This is a genomic window from Pseudomonas sp. D(2018) (genome assembly GCF_005502555.1).
GTDB classification, from domain to species: domain Bacteria; phylum Pseudomonadota; class Gammaproteobacteria; order Pseudomonadales; family Pseudomonadaceae; genus Metapseudomonas; species Metapseudomonas resinovorans.
The window spans coordinates 44695-58518 of the sequence record NZ_SCOK01000034.1 but is presented as its reverse complement, the minus strand read 5'-3'; the positions used below and the strand labels follow the sequence as shown (position 1 = coordinate 58518).

27 protein-coding genes and 1 pseudogene are annotated in these 13824 nt (G+C 57.8%); all 28 read left to right on the top strand.

What is annotated here, in order from left to right:
* Positions 1–366, top strand: a pseudogene (gene tuf, locus FFS60_RS19995) (elongation factor Tu); the annotation flags it as partial.
* Between the two features lie 156 nt (positions 367–522).
* Complete coding sequence (gene rpsJ / locus FFS60_RS19990; RefSeq protein ID WP_003243886.1) at positions 523–834, top strand: 30S ribosomal protein S10; 312 nt, start codon at positions 523–525, stop codon at positions 832–834.
* A gap of 84 nt (positions 835–918) precedes the next feature.
* Positions 919–1554 (top strand): 50S ribosomal protein L3, encoded by a 636-nt coding sequence (gene rplC, locus FFS60_RS19985; protein WP_028629289.1) that lies wholly within the window; start codon positions 919–921, stop codon positions 1552–1554.
* Between the two features lie 14 nt (positions 1555–1568).
* Positions 1569–2171 (top strand): 50S ribosomal protein L4, encoded by a 603-nt coding sequence (rplD, locus tag FFS60_RS19980; RefSeq protein WP_028629288.1) that lies wholly within the window; start codon positions 1569–1571, stop codon positions 2169–2171.
* Positions 2168–2467: a 50S ribosomal protein L23 gene (rplW, locus tag FFS60_RS19975; RefSeq protein ID WP_028629287.1), complete on the top strand. Its 300-nt coding sequence runs from the start codon at positions 2168–2170 to the stop codon at positions 2465–2467. The genes rplD and rplW overlap by 4 nt, the downstream gene beginning before the upstream one ends.
* Before the next feature lie 11 nt (positions 2468–2478).
* Positions 2479–3300 (top strand): 50S ribosomal protein L2, encoded by an 822-nt coding sequence (gene rplB, locus FFS60_RS19970; protein ID WP_016490534.1) that lies wholly within the window; start codon positions 2479–2481, stop codon positions 3298–3300.
* Positions 3301–3314: 14 nt separating this feature from the next.
* Positions 3315–3590 (top strand): 30S ribosomal protein S19, encoded by a 276-nt coding sequence (gene rpsS / locus FFS60_RS19965; RefSeq protein ID WP_016490535.1) that lies wholly within the window; start codon positions 3315–3317, stop codon positions 3588–3590.
* Between the two features lie 13 nt (positions 3591–3603).
* Entirely contained in the window at positions 3604–3936 is a 333-nt protein-coding gene (gene rplV, locus FFS60_RS19960) for a 50S ribosomal protein L22 (protein WP_007161246.1), read from the top strand.
* 13 nt (positions 3937–3949) lie between these two features.
* Positions 3950–4636 (top strand): 30S ribosomal protein S3, encoded by a 687-nt coding sequence (rpsC, locus tag FFS60_RS19955; protein ID WP_028629286.1) that lies wholly within the window; start codon positions 3950–3952, stop codon positions 4634–4636.
* A 12-nt stretch (positions 4637–4648) separates the two neighbouring features.
* Positions 4649–5062: a 50S ribosomal protein L16 gene (rplP, locus tag FFS60_RS19950; RefSeq protein ID WP_016490537.1), complete on the top strand. Its 414-nt coding sequence runs from the start codon at positions 4649–4651 to the stop codon at positions 5060–5062.
* Complete coding sequence (rpmC, locus tag FFS60_RS19945) at positions 5062–5253, top strand: 50S ribosomal protein L29 (protein WP_016490538.1); 192 nt, start codon at positions 5062–5064, stop codon at positions 5251–5253. Before rplP ends, rpmC begins: the two co-directional genes overlap by 1 nt.
* A 2-nt stretch (positions 5254–5255) precedes the next feature.
* Entirely contained in the window at positions 5256–5522 is a 267-nt protein-coding gene (gene rpsQ / locus FFS60_RS19940; RefSeq protein WP_021219597.1) for a 30S ribosomal protein S17, read from the top strand.
* A 22-nt stretch (positions 5523–5544) separates the two neighbouring features.
* On the top strand, positions 5545–5913 hold the full coding sequence (gene rplN, locus FFS60_RS19935) for a 50S ribosomal protein L14 (RefSeq protein ID WP_003448734.1): 369 nt from the start codon (positions 5545–5547) through the stop codon (positions 5911–5913).
* 12 nt (positions 5914–5925) lie between these two features.
* Complete coding sequence (gene rplX, locus FFS60_RS19930; protein ID WP_028629285.1) at positions 5926–6240, top strand: 50S ribosomal protein L24; 315 nt, start codon at positions 5926–5928, stop codon at positions 6238–6240.
* 20 nt (positions 6241–6260) lie between these two features.
* Positions 6261–6800, top strand: a complete 540-nt coding sequence (gene rplE, locus FFS60_RS19925) for a 50S ribosomal protein L5 (protein WP_028629284.1) — start codon at positions 6261–6263, stop codon at positions 6798–6800.
* Positions 6801–6813: 13 nt separating this feature from the next.
* Positions 6814–7119 carry a 30S ribosomal protein S14 gene (gene rpsN / locus FFS60_RS19920; RefSeq protein WP_028629283.1) on the top strand — a complete coding sequence of 102 codons (306 nt, stop codon included), beginning with the start codon at positions 6814–6816 and terminating at the stop codon, positions 7117–7119.
* Positions 7120–7311: 192 nt separating this feature from the next.
* A complete protein-coding gene (gene rpsH / locus FFS60_RS19915) occupies positions 7312–7704 on the top strand; it encodes a 30S ribosomal protein S8 (protein ID WP_028629282.1) in 393 nt (130 codons plus the stop codon).
* Between the two features lie 14 nt (positions 7705–7718).
* Positions 7719–8252 carry a 50S ribosomal protein L6 gene (gene rplF / locus FFS60_RS19910; RefSeq protein WP_028629281.1) on the top strand — a complete coding sequence of 178 codons (534 nt, stop codon included), beginning with the start codon at positions 7719–7721 and terminating at the stop codon, positions 8250–8252.
* 10 nt (positions 8253–8262) lie between these two features.
* A complete protein-coding gene (gene rplR, locus FFS60_RS19905) occupies positions 8263–8613 on the top strand; it encodes a 50S ribosomal protein L18 (RefSeq protein WP_028629280.1) in 351 nt (116 codons plus the stop codon).
* 3 nt (positions 8614–8616) lie between these two features.
* On the top strand, positions 8617–9117 hold the full coding sequence (gene rpsE / locus FFS60_RS19900; protein ID WP_028629279.1) for a 30S ribosomal protein S5: 501 nt from the start codon (positions 8617–8619) through the stop codon (positions 9115–9117).
* A gap of 2 nt (positions 9118–9119) precedes the next feature.
* Entirely contained in the window at positions 9120–9296 is a 177-nt protein-coding gene (gene rpmD, locus FFS60_RS19895) for a 50S ribosomal protein L30 (RefSeq protein WP_016490545.1), read from the top strand.
* Between the two features lie 3 nt (positions 9297–9299).
* Positions 9300–9734 carry a 50S ribosomal protein L15 gene (gene rplO, locus FFS60_RS19890; RefSeq protein WP_028629278.1) on the top strand — a complete coding sequence of 145 codons (435 nt, stop codon included), beginning with the start codon at positions 9300–9302 and terminating at the stop codon, positions 9732–9734.
* Positions 9735–11063 (top strand): preprotein translocase subunit SecY, encoded by a 1329-nt coding sequence (gene secY, locus FFS60_RS19885; protein ID WP_028629277.1) that lies wholly within the window; start codon positions 9735–9737, stop codon positions 11061–11063.
* A gap of 30 nt (positions 11064–11093) precedes the next feature.
* Positions 11094–11210, top strand: a complete 117-nt coding sequence (rpmJ, locus tag FFS60_RS19880) for a 50S ribosomal protein L36 (protein WP_003093693.1) — start codon at positions 11094–11096, stop codon at positions 11208–11210.
* 132 nt (positions 11211–11342) lie between these two features.
* Positions 11343–11699 (top strand): 30S ribosomal protein S13, encoded by a 357-nt coding sequence (gene rpsM / locus FFS60_RS19875; RefSeq protein WP_028629276.1) that lies wholly within the window; start codon positions 11343–11345, stop codon positions 11697–11699.
* Positions 11700–11729: 30 nt separating this feature from the next.
* Entirely contained in the window at positions 11730–12119 is a 390-nt protein-coding gene (rpsK, locus tag FFS60_RS19870) for a 30S ribosomal protein S11 (protein ID WP_003093689.1), read from the top strand.
* Between the two features lie 16 nt (positions 12120–12135).
* Complete coding sequence (gene rpsD, locus FFS60_RS19865; protein WP_028629275.1) at positions 12136–12756, top strand: 30S ribosomal protein S4; 621 nt, start codon at positions 12136–12138, stop codon at positions 12754–12756.
* Positions 12757–12778: 22 nt separating this feature from the next.
* Positions 12779–13780, top strand: a complete 1002-nt coding sequence (gene rpoA, locus FFS60_RS19860) for a DNA-directed RNA polymerase subunit alpha (RefSeq protein WP_028629274.1) — start codon at positions 12779–12781, stop codon at positions 13778–13780.
* Positions 13781–13824: the final 44 nt, after the last annotated feature.

Genomic DNA, 13824 nt, shown 5'->3' with positions numbered 1-13824 from the left:
AACGTTGGCGCCCTGCTGCGCGGCACCAAGCGTGACGACGTAGAGCGTGGTCAGGTTCTGGCCAAGCCGGGCACCATCAAGCCGCACACCAAGTTCGAGTGCGAAGTGTACGTGCTGTCCAAAGAAGAAGGTGGTCGTCACACCCCGTTCTTCAAGGGCTACCGTCCGCAGTTCTACTTCCGTACCACTGACGTGACCGGTAACTGCGAACTGCCGGAAGGTGTAGAGATGGTAATGCCGGGCGACAACATCAAGATGGTTGTCACTCTGATCGCTCCGATCGCCATGGAAGACGGCCTGCGCTTCGCAATCCGCGAAGGTGGTCGTACTGTAGGTGCTGGCGTGGTTGCCAAGATCATCGAGTAATCGACGATCTCGCCTCAAAAGGAAGGGCCCCTCGGGGCCCTTTTCTTTTGGTTGGTCAAAAGTTGACACCCTCCCGGCGCATCCGTACAATCACGCCTCCTTTTAACGGGCGTAGTCCGTCCGTTGGGGATAGCAGAGATAGAGTCTGAGGTCAAAATGCAAAACCAACAAATCCGTATTCGGTTGAAGGCTTTTGACCATCGCCTGATCGATCAATCCACCCAGGAAATCGTGGAAACCGCGAAACGTACTGGTGCTCAGGTGCGTGGTCCTATTCCTCTGCCTACTCGCAAAGAGCGGTACACCGTTCTGATCTCCCCGCACGTCAACAAAGACGCGCGTGATCAGTACGAAATTCGTACCCACAAGCGTGTTCTGGACATCGTCCAGCCGACGGATAAAACCGTCGATGCGCTGATGAAGCTCGACCTTGCGGCAGGCGTGGAAGTGCAGATCAGCCTCGGCTAATAACCCTCGGGTTTTAGTCGTGTAACGCTCTGAAATGGGCGGCCATAGCGGGTGAAAGCCCCGTACACTCATGAGGTTTACAACATGACTATTGGTGTAGTCGGTCGTAAGTGCGGCATGACCCGCATTTTCACCGAAGAAGGTGTCTCCATTCCGGTTACGGTCATTGAGATCGAGCCGAATCGTGTGACCCAGTTCAAATCCGAAGAGAGCGATGGCTATCGCGCCGTACAGGTGACTGTCGGTGAGCGTCGTGCCTCTCGTGTGACCAAGGCGCAAGCCGGTCACTTCGCCAAGGCGAGCGTAGCTGCTGGTCGCGGTGTCTGGGAATTCCGCCTTGAAGAAGGTGAGTACCAGGCTGGCGATCAACTGACTGCCGAGCTTTTCCAGGCTGGCCAGCTGGTAGACGTTACCGGTCAGTCCAAGGGTAAAGGCTACGCCGGTACCATCAAGCGCTGGAATTTCCGTGGTCAAGACAATACCCACGGTAACTCCGTTTCCCACCGCGCCCCGGGTTCTATTGGCCAGTGCCAGACTCCTGGTCGTGTCTTCAAGGGCAAGAAGATGTCCGGTCACCTCGGTGCCGAGCGTGTGACTGTTCAGTCCCTGGAAGTTGTGCGTGTCGATGCAGAACGCAATCTGCTGCTGGTTAAGGGTGCCGTTCCTGGCGCTACCGGCGGTGATGTGGTTGTGCGTCCGGCAGCCAAGGCTCGCGGTTAAGAGGGGAAGCTGAGATGCAACTGAATGTAAATGGCGCTCAGGCTATCGAAGTCTCCGAGCGTACTTTTGGCGGTGAGTTCAACGAAACCCTGGTTCACCAGGCTGTTGTTGCCTACATGGCCGGTGGCCGTCAGGGTACTCGCGCGCAGAAGACCCGTTCCGAAGTTTCCGGTGGTGGCAAAAAGCCGTGGCGTCAGAAGGGCACCGGTCGTGCTCGTGCTGGCACCATTCGCAGCCCCATCTGGCGCTCCGGTGGTACTACCTTTGCTGCCAAGCCTCAGGATCACTCCCAGAAGCTCAACAAGAAGATGTATCGCGCAGCTATGCGCTCCATCCTCGCTGAGCTGGTTCGTCAGGACCGTCTGATCGTGGTTGAGGACTTTGCTGTTGAGGCGCCGAAAACCAAGGCTCTGCTGGGCAAGCTGAATGGTCTGGGTCTGACCGACGTGCTGATCGTTTCCGAAGCCGTTGATCAGAATCTGTACCTGGCCGCTCGCAACCTGCCGCACGTTGATGTTCGTGACGTTCAGGGTTCCGACCCGGTCAGCCTGATCGCCTACGACAAGGTGCTTGTCACCGTGTCCGCCGTGAAGAAATTCGAGGAGCTGCTGGCATGAACCAGGAACGCGTATTCAAGGTGCTGGTTGGCCCGCACGTCTCCGAGAAGGCCACCATGCTGGCAGACAGCAAGGGCCAGTTCGTTTTCAAGGTTGCCACCGATGCAACCAAGCTGGAAATCAAGAAGGCCGTTGAAAGCCTGTTCAGCGTGAAAGTCGCTCGCGTCACCACCCTCAATGTGAAGGGCAAGACCAAGCGTACCGTTCGTGGTCTGGGCAAGCGTAACGACTGGAAGAAGGCGTACATCGCTCTTCAGCCGGGCCAAGATCTCGATTTCGCCAGCAGCGCTGAGTAAAGGGGTGCATCATGGCAATCGTTAAATGCAAGCCGACCTCCGCTGGCCGCCGTTTCGTGGTCAAGGTGGTCAACCAGGAGCTGCACAAAGGCGCTCCCTACGCACCGCTGGTCGAGAAAAAATCGAAGTCCGGTGGTCGTAACAACAACGGCCGCATCACCACTCGCCATATTGGTGGTGGTCACAAGCAGCACTACCGTCTGGTCGACTTCCGTCGCAACAAGGATGGCATTCCTGCCACCGTTGAGCGTATTGAATACGATCCGAACCGTACTGCTCACATCGCTCTGCTGAAGTACGCCGATGGCGAGCGTCGCTACATCATCGCACCGAAAGGTGTGAGTGCTGGCGACCAGCTGATCTCGGGCGTCAATGCACCGATCAAGGCCGGTAACACCCTGCCGCTGCGCAACATTCCGGTTGGTAGCACCGTTCACGGTATCGAACTCAAGCCCGGTAAAGGCGCGCAAATCGCCCGTTCCGCTGGTGCTTCCGTTCAGCTGGTTGCTCGTGAAGGCGCCTACGTAACCCTGCGTCTTCGCTCCGGCGAAATGCGTAAAGTCCTGGCTGAGTGCCGTGCGACCTTGGGCGAAGTCTCGAACTCCGAGCACAGCCTGCGTTCGCTGGGTAAAGCTGGTGCCAAACGCTGGCGTGGTGTTCGCCCGACCGTTCGCGGCGTGGCGATGAACCCGGTAGACCACCCGCATGGTGGTGGTGAAGGTCGTACCTCTGGTGGCCGTCATCCGGTGTCTCCGTGGGGCTTCCCGACCAAGGGTGCGAAGACCCGCGCGAACAAGCGCACCGACAACATGATCGTCCGTCGCCGTAAATAACTGAGGATACGACAGTGCCGCGTTCTCTGAAAAAAGGTCCTTTTATCGATCTTCACCTACTGAAGAAGATCGAAGTGGCGGTGGAAAAGAACGATCGCAAGCCGGTGAAAACCTGGTCGCGTCGCTCCATCGTACTGCCGCAAATGGTCGGCCTGACCATTGCTGTTCATAACGGTCGTCAACACGTCCCGGTTCTCGTGAACGAGGACATGGTCGGCCACAAACTCGGCGAGTTCGCTGCTACCCGCACCTATCGCGGTCATGCTGCAGACAAGAAAGCCAAGCGTTAAGGGGTAAGGAACGATGGAAGTAGCCGCTAAGCTGTCGGGCGCTCGAATCTCCGCCCAGAAAGCCCGCTTGGTCGCCGACCAGATCCGCGGGAAGAAGGTGGGCGAAGCGCTCAACCTGTTGACTTTCAGCAGCAAGAAAGCCGCTGAAATCATGAAGAAAGTGCTGGAGTCGGCCGTGGCCAACGCTGAGCACAACGAAGGCGCAGACGTGGATGACCTGAAGGTTTCCACCGTTTTCGTCAACGAAGGGCGTTCGCTGAAGCGCATCATGCCGCGTGCCAAAGGCCGTGCTGATCGCATCGTCAAGCGGTCTTGCCATATCACTGTCAAGGTTGCGGACAAGTAACGGAGTCGATCAGATGGGTCAGAAAGTACATCCCACTGGCATTCGCCTGGGTATCGTCAAGGAGCACACCTCCGTTTGGTATGCAGATAAACGCACTTATGCCGATTATCTGTTTGCCGACCTGAAGGTGCGCGAGTACCTCCAAGACAAACTAAAAAGCGCGTCCGTAAGCCGTATCGATATTCATCGTCCGGCTCAAACCGCACGCATCACCATCCACACCGCTCGTCCCGGCATCGTGATCGGCAAGAAAGGTGAAGATGTTGAGAAGCTGCGTCAGGACCTGACCAAGCAAATGGGTGTGCCTGTGCACATCAACATCGAAGAGATCCGCAAGCCGGAGCTCGACGGTATGCTGGTTGCGCAGAGCGTAGCTCAGCAGCTGGAGCGTCGTGTGATGTTCCGTCGCGCCATGAAGCGCGCTGTACAGAACGCCATGCGTATTGGTGCCAAGGGCATCAAGATTCAGGTGAGTGGTCGTCTCGGTGGTGCTGAAATCGCCCGTACCGAGTGGTATCGCGAAGGTCGTGTGCCCCTGCACACCCTGCGCGCCGATATCGACTACGCAACCTATGAAGCGCACACCACCTACGGTGTGATCGGTGTGAAGGTTTGGATCTTCAAGGGTGAGGTCATTGGTGGCCGCCAGGAAGAGCTGAAGCCGGTAGCGCCCGCTCCTCGTAAAAAAGCTGCTAAGTAAGGGGTACGCCAAATGCTGCAACCAAAGCGTACGAAGTTCCGCAAGCAGATGACCGGCCACAACCGTGGTCTGGCTCAGCGCGGTAGCAAGGTCAGCTTCGGCGAGTTCGCGCTGAAGGCTACTGGCCGTGGTCGTCTCACTGCCCGCCAGATCGAGGCTGCACGTCGTGCCCTCACCCGTCACGTGAAGCGTGGCGGCAAGATCTGGATCCGTGTGTTCCCGGATAAACCCGTTACCAAGAAGCCCCTCGAAGTTCGTATGGGTAAAGGTAAGGGTGGCGTCGAGTACTGGGTAGCCCAGATTCAACCGGGCAAGGTCCTGTACGAGATCGAGGGTGTTTCCGAAGAGCTGGCGCGTGAGGCATTCGCCCTGGCCGCTGCAAAGCTGCCGCTCGCCACCTCCTTTGTTAAGCGGACGGTGATGTGATGAAAGCGAATGAACTTCGTGAAAAATCCGTACAGCAGCTGAACGAGCAACTGCTCGGCCTGCTGCGCGACCAGTTCAATCTGCGCATGCAGAAAGCAACTGGCCAGTTGGGGCAGTCTCACCTGCTCTCGCAAGTGAAGCGCGACATCGCTCGCGTGAAAACTGTGCTCAACCAGCAAGCAGGTAAGTAATCATGGCTGAAGCTCAGAAAACCGTCCGTACGCTGACCGGCCGCGTCGTCAGCGACAAGATGGACAAGACCATCACCGTTCTGATCGAGCGCCGCGTAAAGCACCCGATCTACGGTAAATACGTGAAGCGTTCGACCAAGCTGCACGCCCACGACGAAACCAACCAGTGCCGCATCGGCGACAAGGTCACCATTCGTGAGACCCGTCCGCTGGCCAAGACCAAGTCCTGGGCCCTGGTGGAAGTCGTCGAACGTGCCGTGGAAGTCTAAGGACTAAGGGTCGGAGAAAGATATGATTCAGACTCAATCCATGCTCGACGTCGCTGACAACAGCGGTGCTCGTCGCGTTATGTGCATCAAGGTCCTTGGTGGTTCGCACCGTCGCTATGCCGGCATCGGCGACATCATCAAAGTGACCGTGAAGGAAGCGATTCCGCGTGGCAAGGTGAAGAAAGGCCAGGTAATGACCGCTGTTGTGGTTCGTACCAAGCATGGCGTTCGTCGCCCTGACGGCTCGATCATCCGCTTCGACGGCAACGCCGCCGTCCTGCTGAACAACAAGCAGGAGCCGATCGGCACCCGTATCTTCGGGCCCGTGACCCGTGAACTGCGTTCCGAGAAGTTCATGAAGATCGTCTCGCTCGCCCCCGAAGTGCTGTAAGGAGAAGCCGTCATGCAAAAGATTCGTCGTGACGACGAGATCATCGTCATCGCCGGCAAGGACAAGGGCAAGCGTGGCAAGGTGCTGAAGGTTCTCGCCGACAGCCGTGTGCTGGTCAGCGGTGTAAACCTGATCAAGCGCCACACCAAGCCCAATCCCATGGCCGGTGTCCAGGGCGGTATCGTCGAGCGAGAGGCGCCGCTGCACCTCTCCAACGTGGCCATCTTCAATGGCGAAACCAACAAGGCTGATCGCGTTGGTTTCAAGGTTGAAGACGGTAAGAAAATTCGTGTCTTCAAGTCGACCCAAAAACCGGTTGATGCTTGAGAACTGCTAGGTAGATAACCATGGCACGACTGAAAGAGATTTACCGGAAAGAAATCGCGCCGAAGCTGAAGGAACAACTTCAGCTTGCGAACGTGATGGAAATTCCGCGCATCACCAAGATCACTCTGAACATGGGTCTGGGCGAAGCCATCGGTGACAAGAAAATCATCGAGAACGCTGTAGCTGACCTGGAAAAGATCACCGGCCAGAAAGCCGTCGTGACCTACGCTCGCAAGTCCATTGCAGGCTTCAAGGTTCGTGAAGGTTGGCCGATCGGCGTCAAGGTCACCCTACGCCGCGATCGCATGTACGAGTTCCTGGACCGTCTGCTGTCCATCTCCCTGCCGCGCGTGCGTGACTTCCGCGGCCTGAATGCCAAGTCCTTCGACGGTCGTGGCAACTACAGCATGGGTGTGAAAGAGCAGATCATCTTCCCGGAAATCGATTACGACAAAATCGATGCGCTGCGCGGTCTGGATATCACTCTGACCACCACCGCCCGTACGGATGAAGAAGGTCGTGCCCTGCTGCGCGCCTTCAACTTCCCGTTCCGCAACTGATTGGAGTAGGAATATGGCCAAACAGAGCATGAAAAACCGCGAGCTGAAGCGTCAGCAGACGGTTGCTAAGTACGCCAAGAAGCGCGCTGAGCTGAAAGCTACCATTGCCAACCCGAACTCCACTCCGGAAGCTCGTTGGGAAGCCCAGGTAGCGCTGCAGAAGCAGCCTCGTGACGCCAGCGCCTCGCGCCTGCGTAACCGCTGCCGCATCACCGGTCGTCCGCACGGCGTTTACCGCAAGTTCGGCCTCGGCCGTAACAAGCTGCGTGAAGCTGCTATGCGCGGTGATGTACCCGGCCTGGTGAAAGCCAGCTGGTAATGATCGTCGGTTAGGTCGACTTCGGTCGGTCAAAGCCAGGTCATTAGAATCAAGCCCCTTTTGGGGCTTGATTCGTTTCTGGAGTGTCTCTAGAATGTCCGGCTCGCCCGAGCCTGGCATCAGTCCGTCCAGTGTTCGCGTGTGGACTCTAGCCGAAAGGCTATTACTTTTTGTATCAGGAGCATCTAGCCCATGAGTATGCAGGACCCGTTAGCGGACATGCTAACTCGTATCCGTAATGCCCAGATGGCTGAAAAGTCTGTCGTAAGCATGCCGTCCTCCAAGCTGAAGGTGGCAGTGGCCAACGTTCTGAAGAGCGAAGGTTACATCACGGGATACCAAGTCAGCAGCGACCTCAAGCCGTTGCTGTCCATCGAGCTGAAGTACTTCGAAGGCCGTCCGGTCATTGAAGAGCTGAAGCGCGTAAGTCGTCCTGGCCTGCGCCAGTACAAGTCCGTCGATCAGCTGCCGAAAGTACGTGGCGGCCTGGGCGTATCGATCGTTTCCACCAACAAGGGTGTGATGACTGATCGTGCTGCTCGCGCTGCTGGTGTTGGTGGCGAAGTGCTTTGCACTGTGTTCTAAGGGGGGTTGAAAGCATGTCTCGCGTTGCTAAGAACCCCGTCAAGCTGCCCGCTGGCGTTGAAGTCAAGATCGCCGGTCAGCAGCTCTCGGTGAAGGGTGCCAAGGGCGCTCTCGAACTGAAAGTTCATCCGTCTGTGGAGGTCCTGGAGGAATCCGGTGAGCTGCGTTTCGCTGCTCGCAACGGTGACCAGCAGAATCGCGCCATGGCTGGCACCACCCGTGCGTTGGTTAACAACATGGTGATCGGCGTCAGCCAAGGCTTCGAGCGCAAGCTCCAGCTGGTCGGCGTTGGTTACAAAGCTCAGGCCAAAGGTCAAACGCTGTCCCTGGCTCTCGGCTTCTCGCATCCGGTGGACTACGAACTGCCGCAAGGCATTACCGCCGAAACCCCCAGCCAGACCGATATCCTGATCAAGGGCATCGACAAGCAGCTGGTCGGTCAAGTGGCCGCTGAGATCCGCGACTTCCGTCCGCCGGAGCCTTACAAGGGCAAAGGTGTACGTTACGCCGACGAAGTCGTCCGTCGTAAAGAAGCTAAGAAGAAGTAGGGCATAGCAAATGAGCGAAAAGAAAGAAACTCGTCTGCGTCGCGCTCGCAAGGCACGCCTGAAAATGCGCGAGCTGGTTGCCGTACGCCTTTGCGTGTACCGCTCTTCCCAGCACATCTACGCCCAGGTCATTTCGGCCGACGGCGCCACGGTCCTGGCCAGCGCCTCGACCCTGGACAAAGAACTGCGTGACGGCGCCACTGGCAACGTCGACGCGGCCAAGAAGGTTGGTCAGCTGGTTGCCGAGCGCGCGAAAGCCGCTGGCGTCACTCAGGTGGCATTCGATCGTTCTGGCTTCAAGTACCACGGCCGCGTCAAGGCGCTGGCTGATGCTGCTCGTGAAGGCGGGCTGGAGTTCTAAGTTATGGCAAATAACGAGCAAAAGCGCGACGAAGGCTACATCGAGAAGCTGGTTCAAGTTAACCGCGTTGCCAAGACCGTAAAAGGTGGTCGCATCTTCACCTTCACCGCGCTGACCGTGGTCGGTGACGGCAAAGGTCGTGTTGGCTTCGGTCGCGGCAAATCCCGCGAAGTGCCGGCCGCCATCCAGAAAGCGATGGAAGCTGCTCGCCGCAACATGATCCAGGTTGATCTGAACGGCACCACCCTGCAGTACCCGATCAAGTCCGCCCATGGCGCCTCCAAGGTGTTCATGCAGCCGGCTTCCGAAGGTACCGGTATCATCGCCGGCGGCGCCATGCGTGCTGTTCTGGAAGTGGCCGGTGTGCAGAACGTTCTGGCCAAGTGCTACGGCTCCACCAATCCGGTGAACGTGGTTTACGCCACCTTCAAGGGTCTGAAGAACATGCAGTCCCCTGAGTCCGTTGCGGCCAAGCGTGGTAAGAGCGTCGAGGAGATTCTCTAATCATGGCAACTGTCAAAGTGACGCTGATCAAGAGCGTTAACGGCCGTCTGGCTAACCACAAGGCTTGCGTCAAGGGTCTCGGCCTGCGTCGCATTGGTCACACCGTAGAAGTTCAGGACACTCCTGAGAATCGCGGCATGATCAACAAGGCTTACTACCTTCTGCGTGTCGAGGGTTAATCCATGAAACTGAACGATCTGCGTTCCGCGCCGGGTGCCCGTCGCGAAAAGCACCGTCCGGGCCGTGGCATCGGTAGCGGTTTGGGTAAGACTGGTGGCCGCGGTCACAAAGGTCAGACCTCTCGCTCCGGTGGCACCATTGCTCCGGGCTTTGAAGGCGGTCAGCAGCCGCTGCACCGTCGTCTGCCGAAGTTTGGCTTCGTTTCCCTGAAAGCCATGGATCGCGCAGAAGTGCGTACTTCCGAGCTGGCCAAGGTCGAAGGCGATGTCATCACTCTGCAGTCGCTGAAGGATGCCAACGTGATTAACCAGAACGTACAGCGTGTGAAAGTCATGCTGTCCGGCGACGTTACTCGCGCGGTCACCCTGAAAGGTATCGCCGCCACCAAAGGTGCGCGTGCGGCTATCGAAGCAGCTGGCGGTAAGTTCGAGGACTAAATGGCTAAGCAAGGTGCTCTCTCCGCGCTCAGCAATGGCGGGTTGTCCGAGCTCTGGGCTCGACTGCGTTTCCTGTTCCTGGCGATCATCGTCTACCGGATCGGCGCGCACATTCCAGTGCCCGGCATCAACCCTGACCGGCTGGCCGAGCTGTTCCGGCAGAACGAGGGGACCATTCTTAGCCTGTTCAACATGTTTTCCGGCGGCGCGCTGGAGCGCATGAGTATTTTTGCACTGGGGATCATGCCGTACATCTCGGCGTCGATCATCATGCAGCTCATGACCGCGATCAGTCCGCAGCTGGAGCAGTTGAAGAAGGAAGGTGAAGCTGGCCGTCGCAAGATCAGCCAGTACACCCGCTACGGCACTGTAGTCCTGGCGTTGGTCCAGGCCATCGGCATGTCCGTTGGCCTGGCCAGTCAGGGCGTCGCTTTTTCGACTGATTTCGGCTTCCACTTCGTGGCTGTCACCACCTTCGTGGCTGGTGCGATGTTCATGATGTGGCTTGGCGAGCAGATCACTGAGCGCGGTGTTGGCAACGGTATCTCGATGCTGATTTTTGCTGGCATCGTGGCCGGTCTTCCGAGCGCAGTCGGGCAGTCTTTCGAGTCTGCACGTCAGGGTGATATCAACATTTTTGCCCTGGTTGCGATCGGTTTGCTGGCAGTGGCGATCATCGGTTTCGTGGTGTTCATTGAGCGTGGCCAGCGTCGCATTGCGGTGCACTACGCGAAGCGCCAGCAAGGCCGCAAGGTCTTCGCTGCGCAGACCAGCCACCTGCCGCTGAAGGTGAACATGGCCGGCGTCATTCCGGCTATCTTCGCTAGCAGCATCCTGCTGTTCCCGGCCTCGCTGGGAGCCTGGTTCGGTCAGTCTGAAAGCATGGGCTGGCTGCAGGACCTCTCGCAGGCGATCGCTCCTGGTCAGCCGTTGAACATTTTGCTGTTTAGTGCAGGGATCATATTCTTCTGCTTCTTCTATACAGCGCTGATGTTCAACCCGAAAGACGTGGCGGAGAACCTGAAGAAGTCCGGTGCCTTTATTCCGGGCATCCGTCCGGGCGAGCAGTCGGCGCGCTATATCGATGGCGTACTGACCCGCTTGACCATGTTCGGTGCTCTGTACATGACGGCCGTTTGCCTGCTGCCCCAGTTCCTGGTGGTTGCAGCTAATGTACCGTTCTACCTTGGCGGGACCTCGTTGCTGATCGTTGTTGTGGTTGTGATGGACTTTATGGCCCAAGTACAATCCCACCTCGTTTCGCACCAGTACGAATCCCTGATGAAGAAAGCCAACCTGAAGGGCTACGGCAGCGGAATGCTCCGCTGATCCGGTTCCGTAAGGTTCTAGGAGTTACTGATGAAAGTTCGTGCATCGGTGAAAAAGCTGTGCCGCAACTGCAAGATCATCCGTCGCGACGGTATCGTTCGCGTGATCTGCAGCGCGGAACCGCGTCACAAGCAGCGCCAAGGCTGAGTGTGATTCACGCGTTATGAGCCCGGCAGCTAGTGCGCTGCCGGGTTGATTATTTGTTTTTACAGCGCTAATATCTCGCGCCCTTTTCTTGGCTTCCGGGGCGTAGGTAGCTGTCAACTGGAGTTTCACTGAATGGCCCGTATTGCAGGCGTCAACATTCCAGATAACAAGCACACTGTTATCTCGCTGACCTACATCTACGGTGTTGGTCGCACCACTGCGCAGAACATCTGCGCTGTCACCGGCGTTAACCCGGCGGCAAAGATCAAGGATCTCTCTGACGAGCAGATCGAACAGCTGCGTGGCGAAGTCGCGAAGCTCACCACTGAAGGTGATCTGCGTCGCGAAATCAACATGAACATCAAGCGTCTGATGGACCTGGGCTGCTACCGCGGTCTGCGTCATCGTCGCGGTCTGCCTGTTCATGGCCAGCGCACCAAGACCAACGCGCGTACCCGCAAGGGCCCGCGTAAGCCGATCCGCAAGTAATTGCGCCCGCGAATCGACAGGAATTAAGTCATGGCTAAGCCTGCTGCTCGTCCTCGTAAAAAAGTCAAAAAGACAGTGGTGGATGGGATCGCCCATATCCACGCTTCTTTCAACAACACCATCGTGACCATTACCGACCGTCAAGGTAACGCTCTGTCCTGGGCTACCTCCGGTGGTTCCGGTTTCCGCGGTTCCCGTAAGAGCACCCCGTTCGCTGCGCAGGTTGCAGCTGAGCGCGCTGGTCAAGCTGCTCTGGAATACGGCCTGAAGAACCTCGACGTGAACGTCAAGGGCCCGGGTCCGGGTCGCGAATCCGCTGTGCGTGCTCTGAACGCCTGCGGCTACAAGATCGCCAGCATCACCGACGTGACGCCTATCCCGCATAACGGGTGCCGTCCGCCGAAGAAGCGTCGCGTGTAATAGGAGACAGTGAGAAATGGCTCGTTACATTGGTCCCAAGTGCAAACTGTCCCGTCGTGAAGGTACCGACCTCTTCCTGAAGAGTGGTGCTCGCGCGCTCGAATCCAAGTGCAACATCGAATCCGCTCCCGGTCAGCATGGCGCCCGTCGTGGTCGTCTGTCCGACTACGGCACCCAGCTGCGTGAAAAGCAGAAAGTGCGCCGTATCTACGGTGTTCTGGAGCGTCAGTTCGGTAACTACTACAAAGAAGCTGCTGCCCGTAAAGGCGCTACCGGCGAAAACCTGCTGCAACTCCTCGAGTGCCGCCTGGACAACGTCGTGTATCGCATGGGCTTCGGCGCTACTCGTTCCGAGTCCCGTCAGCTGGTTTCCCACAAGGCCATCAGCGTAAACGGTCAGACCGTGAACGTTCCGTCCTACCAGGTCAAAGCTGGTGACGTGGTTGCCGTTCGCGAGAAGTCGAAGAACCAACTGCGTATCGTCCAAGCCCTCGAACTGTGCGGCCAGCGCGGCCGTGTGGAGTGGGTTGAGGTCGACGCAGAGAAGAAGTCCGGTGTGTTCAAGAGCGTGCCGGCTCGCAGCGATCTGTCCGCCGACATCAACGAAAACCTGATTGTCGAGCTCTACTCCAAGTAAGGGCTAGAAAATAGGTGCATCCATGCAGAGTTCGGTAAATGAGTTCCTGACCCCCCGCCACATTGATGTGCAGGTGGTCAGTCCGACCCGCGCCAAGATCACGCTCGAGCCTCTCGAGCGTGGTTTCGGCCATACCCTGGGCAACGCGCTGCGTCGCATCCTGTTGTCCTCCATGCCTGGCTGTGCAGTAGTCGAGGCCGAAATCGACGGCGTACTCCATGAGTACAGCGCCATCGAGGGTGTTCAGGAAGATGTCATCGAGATCCTTCTGAACCTCAAAGGTCTGGCTATCAAGCTGCACGGCCGCGACGAAGTAACGCTGAACCTTTCGAAGAAAGGCTCGGGCGTGGTCACTGCTGCCGATATTCAGCTGGATCATGATGTCGAAATCGTCAACGGCGACCACGTGATCGCGAACCTGGCGGATAACGGCGTCCTGAACATGAAGCTCAAGGTGTCTCGCGGTCGTGGCTATGAGCCTGCCGACGCGCGCCAGAGCGACGAAGACGAGAGCCGCAGCATTGGTCGTCTGCAGCTCGACGCCTCGTTCAGCCCCGTCCGCCGTGTTGCCTACGTGGTTGAAAACGCCCGTGTGGAGCAGCGCACCAACCTGGACAAGCTGGTCATCGATCTGGAAACCAACGGCACCCTGGACCCTGAAGAGGCCATCCGTCGTGCCGCGACCATCCTGCAACACCAACTGGCTGCGTTCGTCGACCTCAAGGGCGACAGCGAGCCGGTAGTGGTCGAGCAGGAAGACGAGATCGATCCGATCCTGCTTCGTCCGGTTGATGACCTCGAGCTGACCGTACGTTCGGCCAACTGCCTGAAGGCGGAGAACATCTACTACATCGGCGACCTGATTCAGCGCACCGAAGTAGAGCTGTTGAAGACTCCGAACCTGGGCAAGAAGTCCCTGACCGAGATCAAGGACGTCCTGGCCTCCCGTGGTCTGTCCCTCGGCATGCGCCTCGACAACTGGCCGCCGGCAAGTCTCAAGAAGGACGACAAGGCGACTGCCTGATCGTCGTAATCACCGAACGTAGAAGTTTGGTAAGGAATTGAACC

What these genes read in the sequence shown, in the direction of transcription:
- rpsJ (WP_003243886.1), top strand. Translation starts at nt 523, where the DNA reads ATGCAAAACCAACAAATCCGTATTCGGTTGAAGGCTTTTGACCATCGC.
- rplC (WP_028629289.1), top strand. Translation starts at nt 919, where the DNA reads ATGACTATTGGTGTAGTCGGTCGTAAGTGCGGCATGACCCGCATTTTC.
- rplD (WP_028629288.1), top strand. Translation starts at nt 1,569, where the DNA reads ATGCAACTGAATGTAAATGGCGCTCAGGCTATCGAAGTCTCCGAGCGT.
- rplW (WP_028629287.1), top strand. Translation starts at nt 2,168, where the DNA reads ATGAACCAGGAACGCGTATTCAAGGTGCTGGTTGGCCCGCACGTCTCC.
- rplB (WP_016490534.1), top strand. Translation starts at nt 2,479, where the DNA reads ATGGCAATCGTTAAATGCAAGCCGACCTCCGCTGGCCGCCGTTTCGTG.
- rplV (WP_007161246.1), top strand. Translation starts at nt 3,604, where the DNA reads ATGGAAGTAGCCGCTAAGCTGTCGGGCGCTCGAATCTCCGCCCAGAAA.
- rpsC (WP_028629286.1), top strand. Translation starts at nt 3,950, where the DNA reads ATGGGTCAGAAAGTACATCCCACTGGCATTCGCCTGGGTATCGTCAAG.
- rplP (WP_016490537.1), top strand. Translation starts at nt 4,649, where the DNA reads ATGCTGCAACCAAAGCGTACGAAGTTCCGCAAGCAGATGACCGGCCAC.
- rpmC (WP_016490538.1), top strand. Translation starts at nt 5,062, where the DNA reads ATGAAAGCGAATGAACTTCGTGAAAAATCCGTACAGCAGCTGAACGAG.
- rpsQ (WP_021219597.1), top strand. Translation starts at nt 5,256, where the DNA reads ATGGCTGAAGCTCAGAAAACCGTCCGTACGCTGACCGGCCGCGTCGTC.
- rplN (WP_003448734.1), top strand. Translation starts at nt 5,545, where the DNA reads ATGATTCAGACTCAATCCATGCTCGACGTCGCTGACAACAGCGGTGCT.
- rplX (WP_028629285.1), top strand. Translation starts at nt 5,926, where the DNA reads ATGCAAAAGATTCGTCGTGACGACGAGATCATCGTCATCGCCGGCAAG.
- rplE (WP_028629284.1), top strand. Translation starts at nt 6,261, where the DNA reads ATGGCACGACTGAAAGAGATTTACCGGAAAGAAATCGCGCCGAAGCTG.
- rpsN (WP_028629283.1), top strand. Translation starts at nt 6,814, where the DNA reads ATGGCCAAACAGAGCATGAAAAACCGCGAGCTGAAGCGTCAGCAGACG.
- rpsH (WP_028629282.1), top strand. Translation starts at nt 7,312, where the DNA reads ATGAGTATGCAGGACCCGTTAGCGGACATGCTAACTCGTATCCGTAAT.
- rplF (WP_028629281.1), top strand. Translation starts at nt 7,719, where the DNA reads ATGTCTCGCGTTGCTAAGAACCCCGTCAAGCTGCCCGCTGGCGTTGAA.
- rplR (WP_028629280.1), top strand. Translation starts at nt 8,263, where the DNA reads ATGAGCGAAAAGAAAGAAACTCGTCTGCGTCGCGCTCGCAAGGCACGC.
- rpsE (WP_028629279.1), top strand. Translation starts at nt 8,617, where the DNA reads ATGGCAAATAACGAGCAAAAGCGCGACGAAGGCTACATCGAGAAGCTG.
- rpmD (WP_016490545.1), top strand. Translation starts at nt 9,120, where the DNA reads ATGGCAACTGTCAAAGTGACGCTGATCAAGAGCGTTAACGGCCGTCTG.
- rplO (WP_028629278.1), top strand. Translation starts at nt 9,300, where the DNA reads ATGAAACTGAACGATCTGCGTTCCGCGCCGGGTGCCCGTCGCGAAAAG.
- secY (WP_028629277.1), top strand. Translation starts at nt 9,735, where the DNA reads ATGGCTAAGCAAGGTGCTCTCTCCGCGCTCAGCAATGGCGGGTTGTCC.
- rpmJ (WP_003093693.1), top strand. Translation starts at nt 11,094, where the DNA reads ATGAAAGTTCGTGCATCGGTGAAAAAGCTGTGCCGCAACTGCAAGATC.
- rpsM (WP_028629276.1), top strand. Translation starts at nt 11,343, where the DNA reads ATGGCCCGTATTGCAGGCGTCAACATTCCAGATAACAAGCACACTGTT.
- rpsK (WP_003093689.1), top strand. Translation starts at nt 11,730, where the DNA reads ATGGCTAAGCCTGCTGCTCGTCCTCGTAAAAAAGTCAAAAAGACAGTG.
- rpsD (WP_028629275.1), top strand. Translation starts at nt 12,136, where the DNA reads ATGGCTCGTTACATTGGTCCCAAGTGCAAACTGTCCCGTCGTGAAGGT.
- rpoA (WP_028629274.1), top strand. Translation starts at nt 12,779, where the DNA reads ATGCAGAGTTCGGTAAATGAGTTCCTGACCCCCCGCCACATTGATGTG.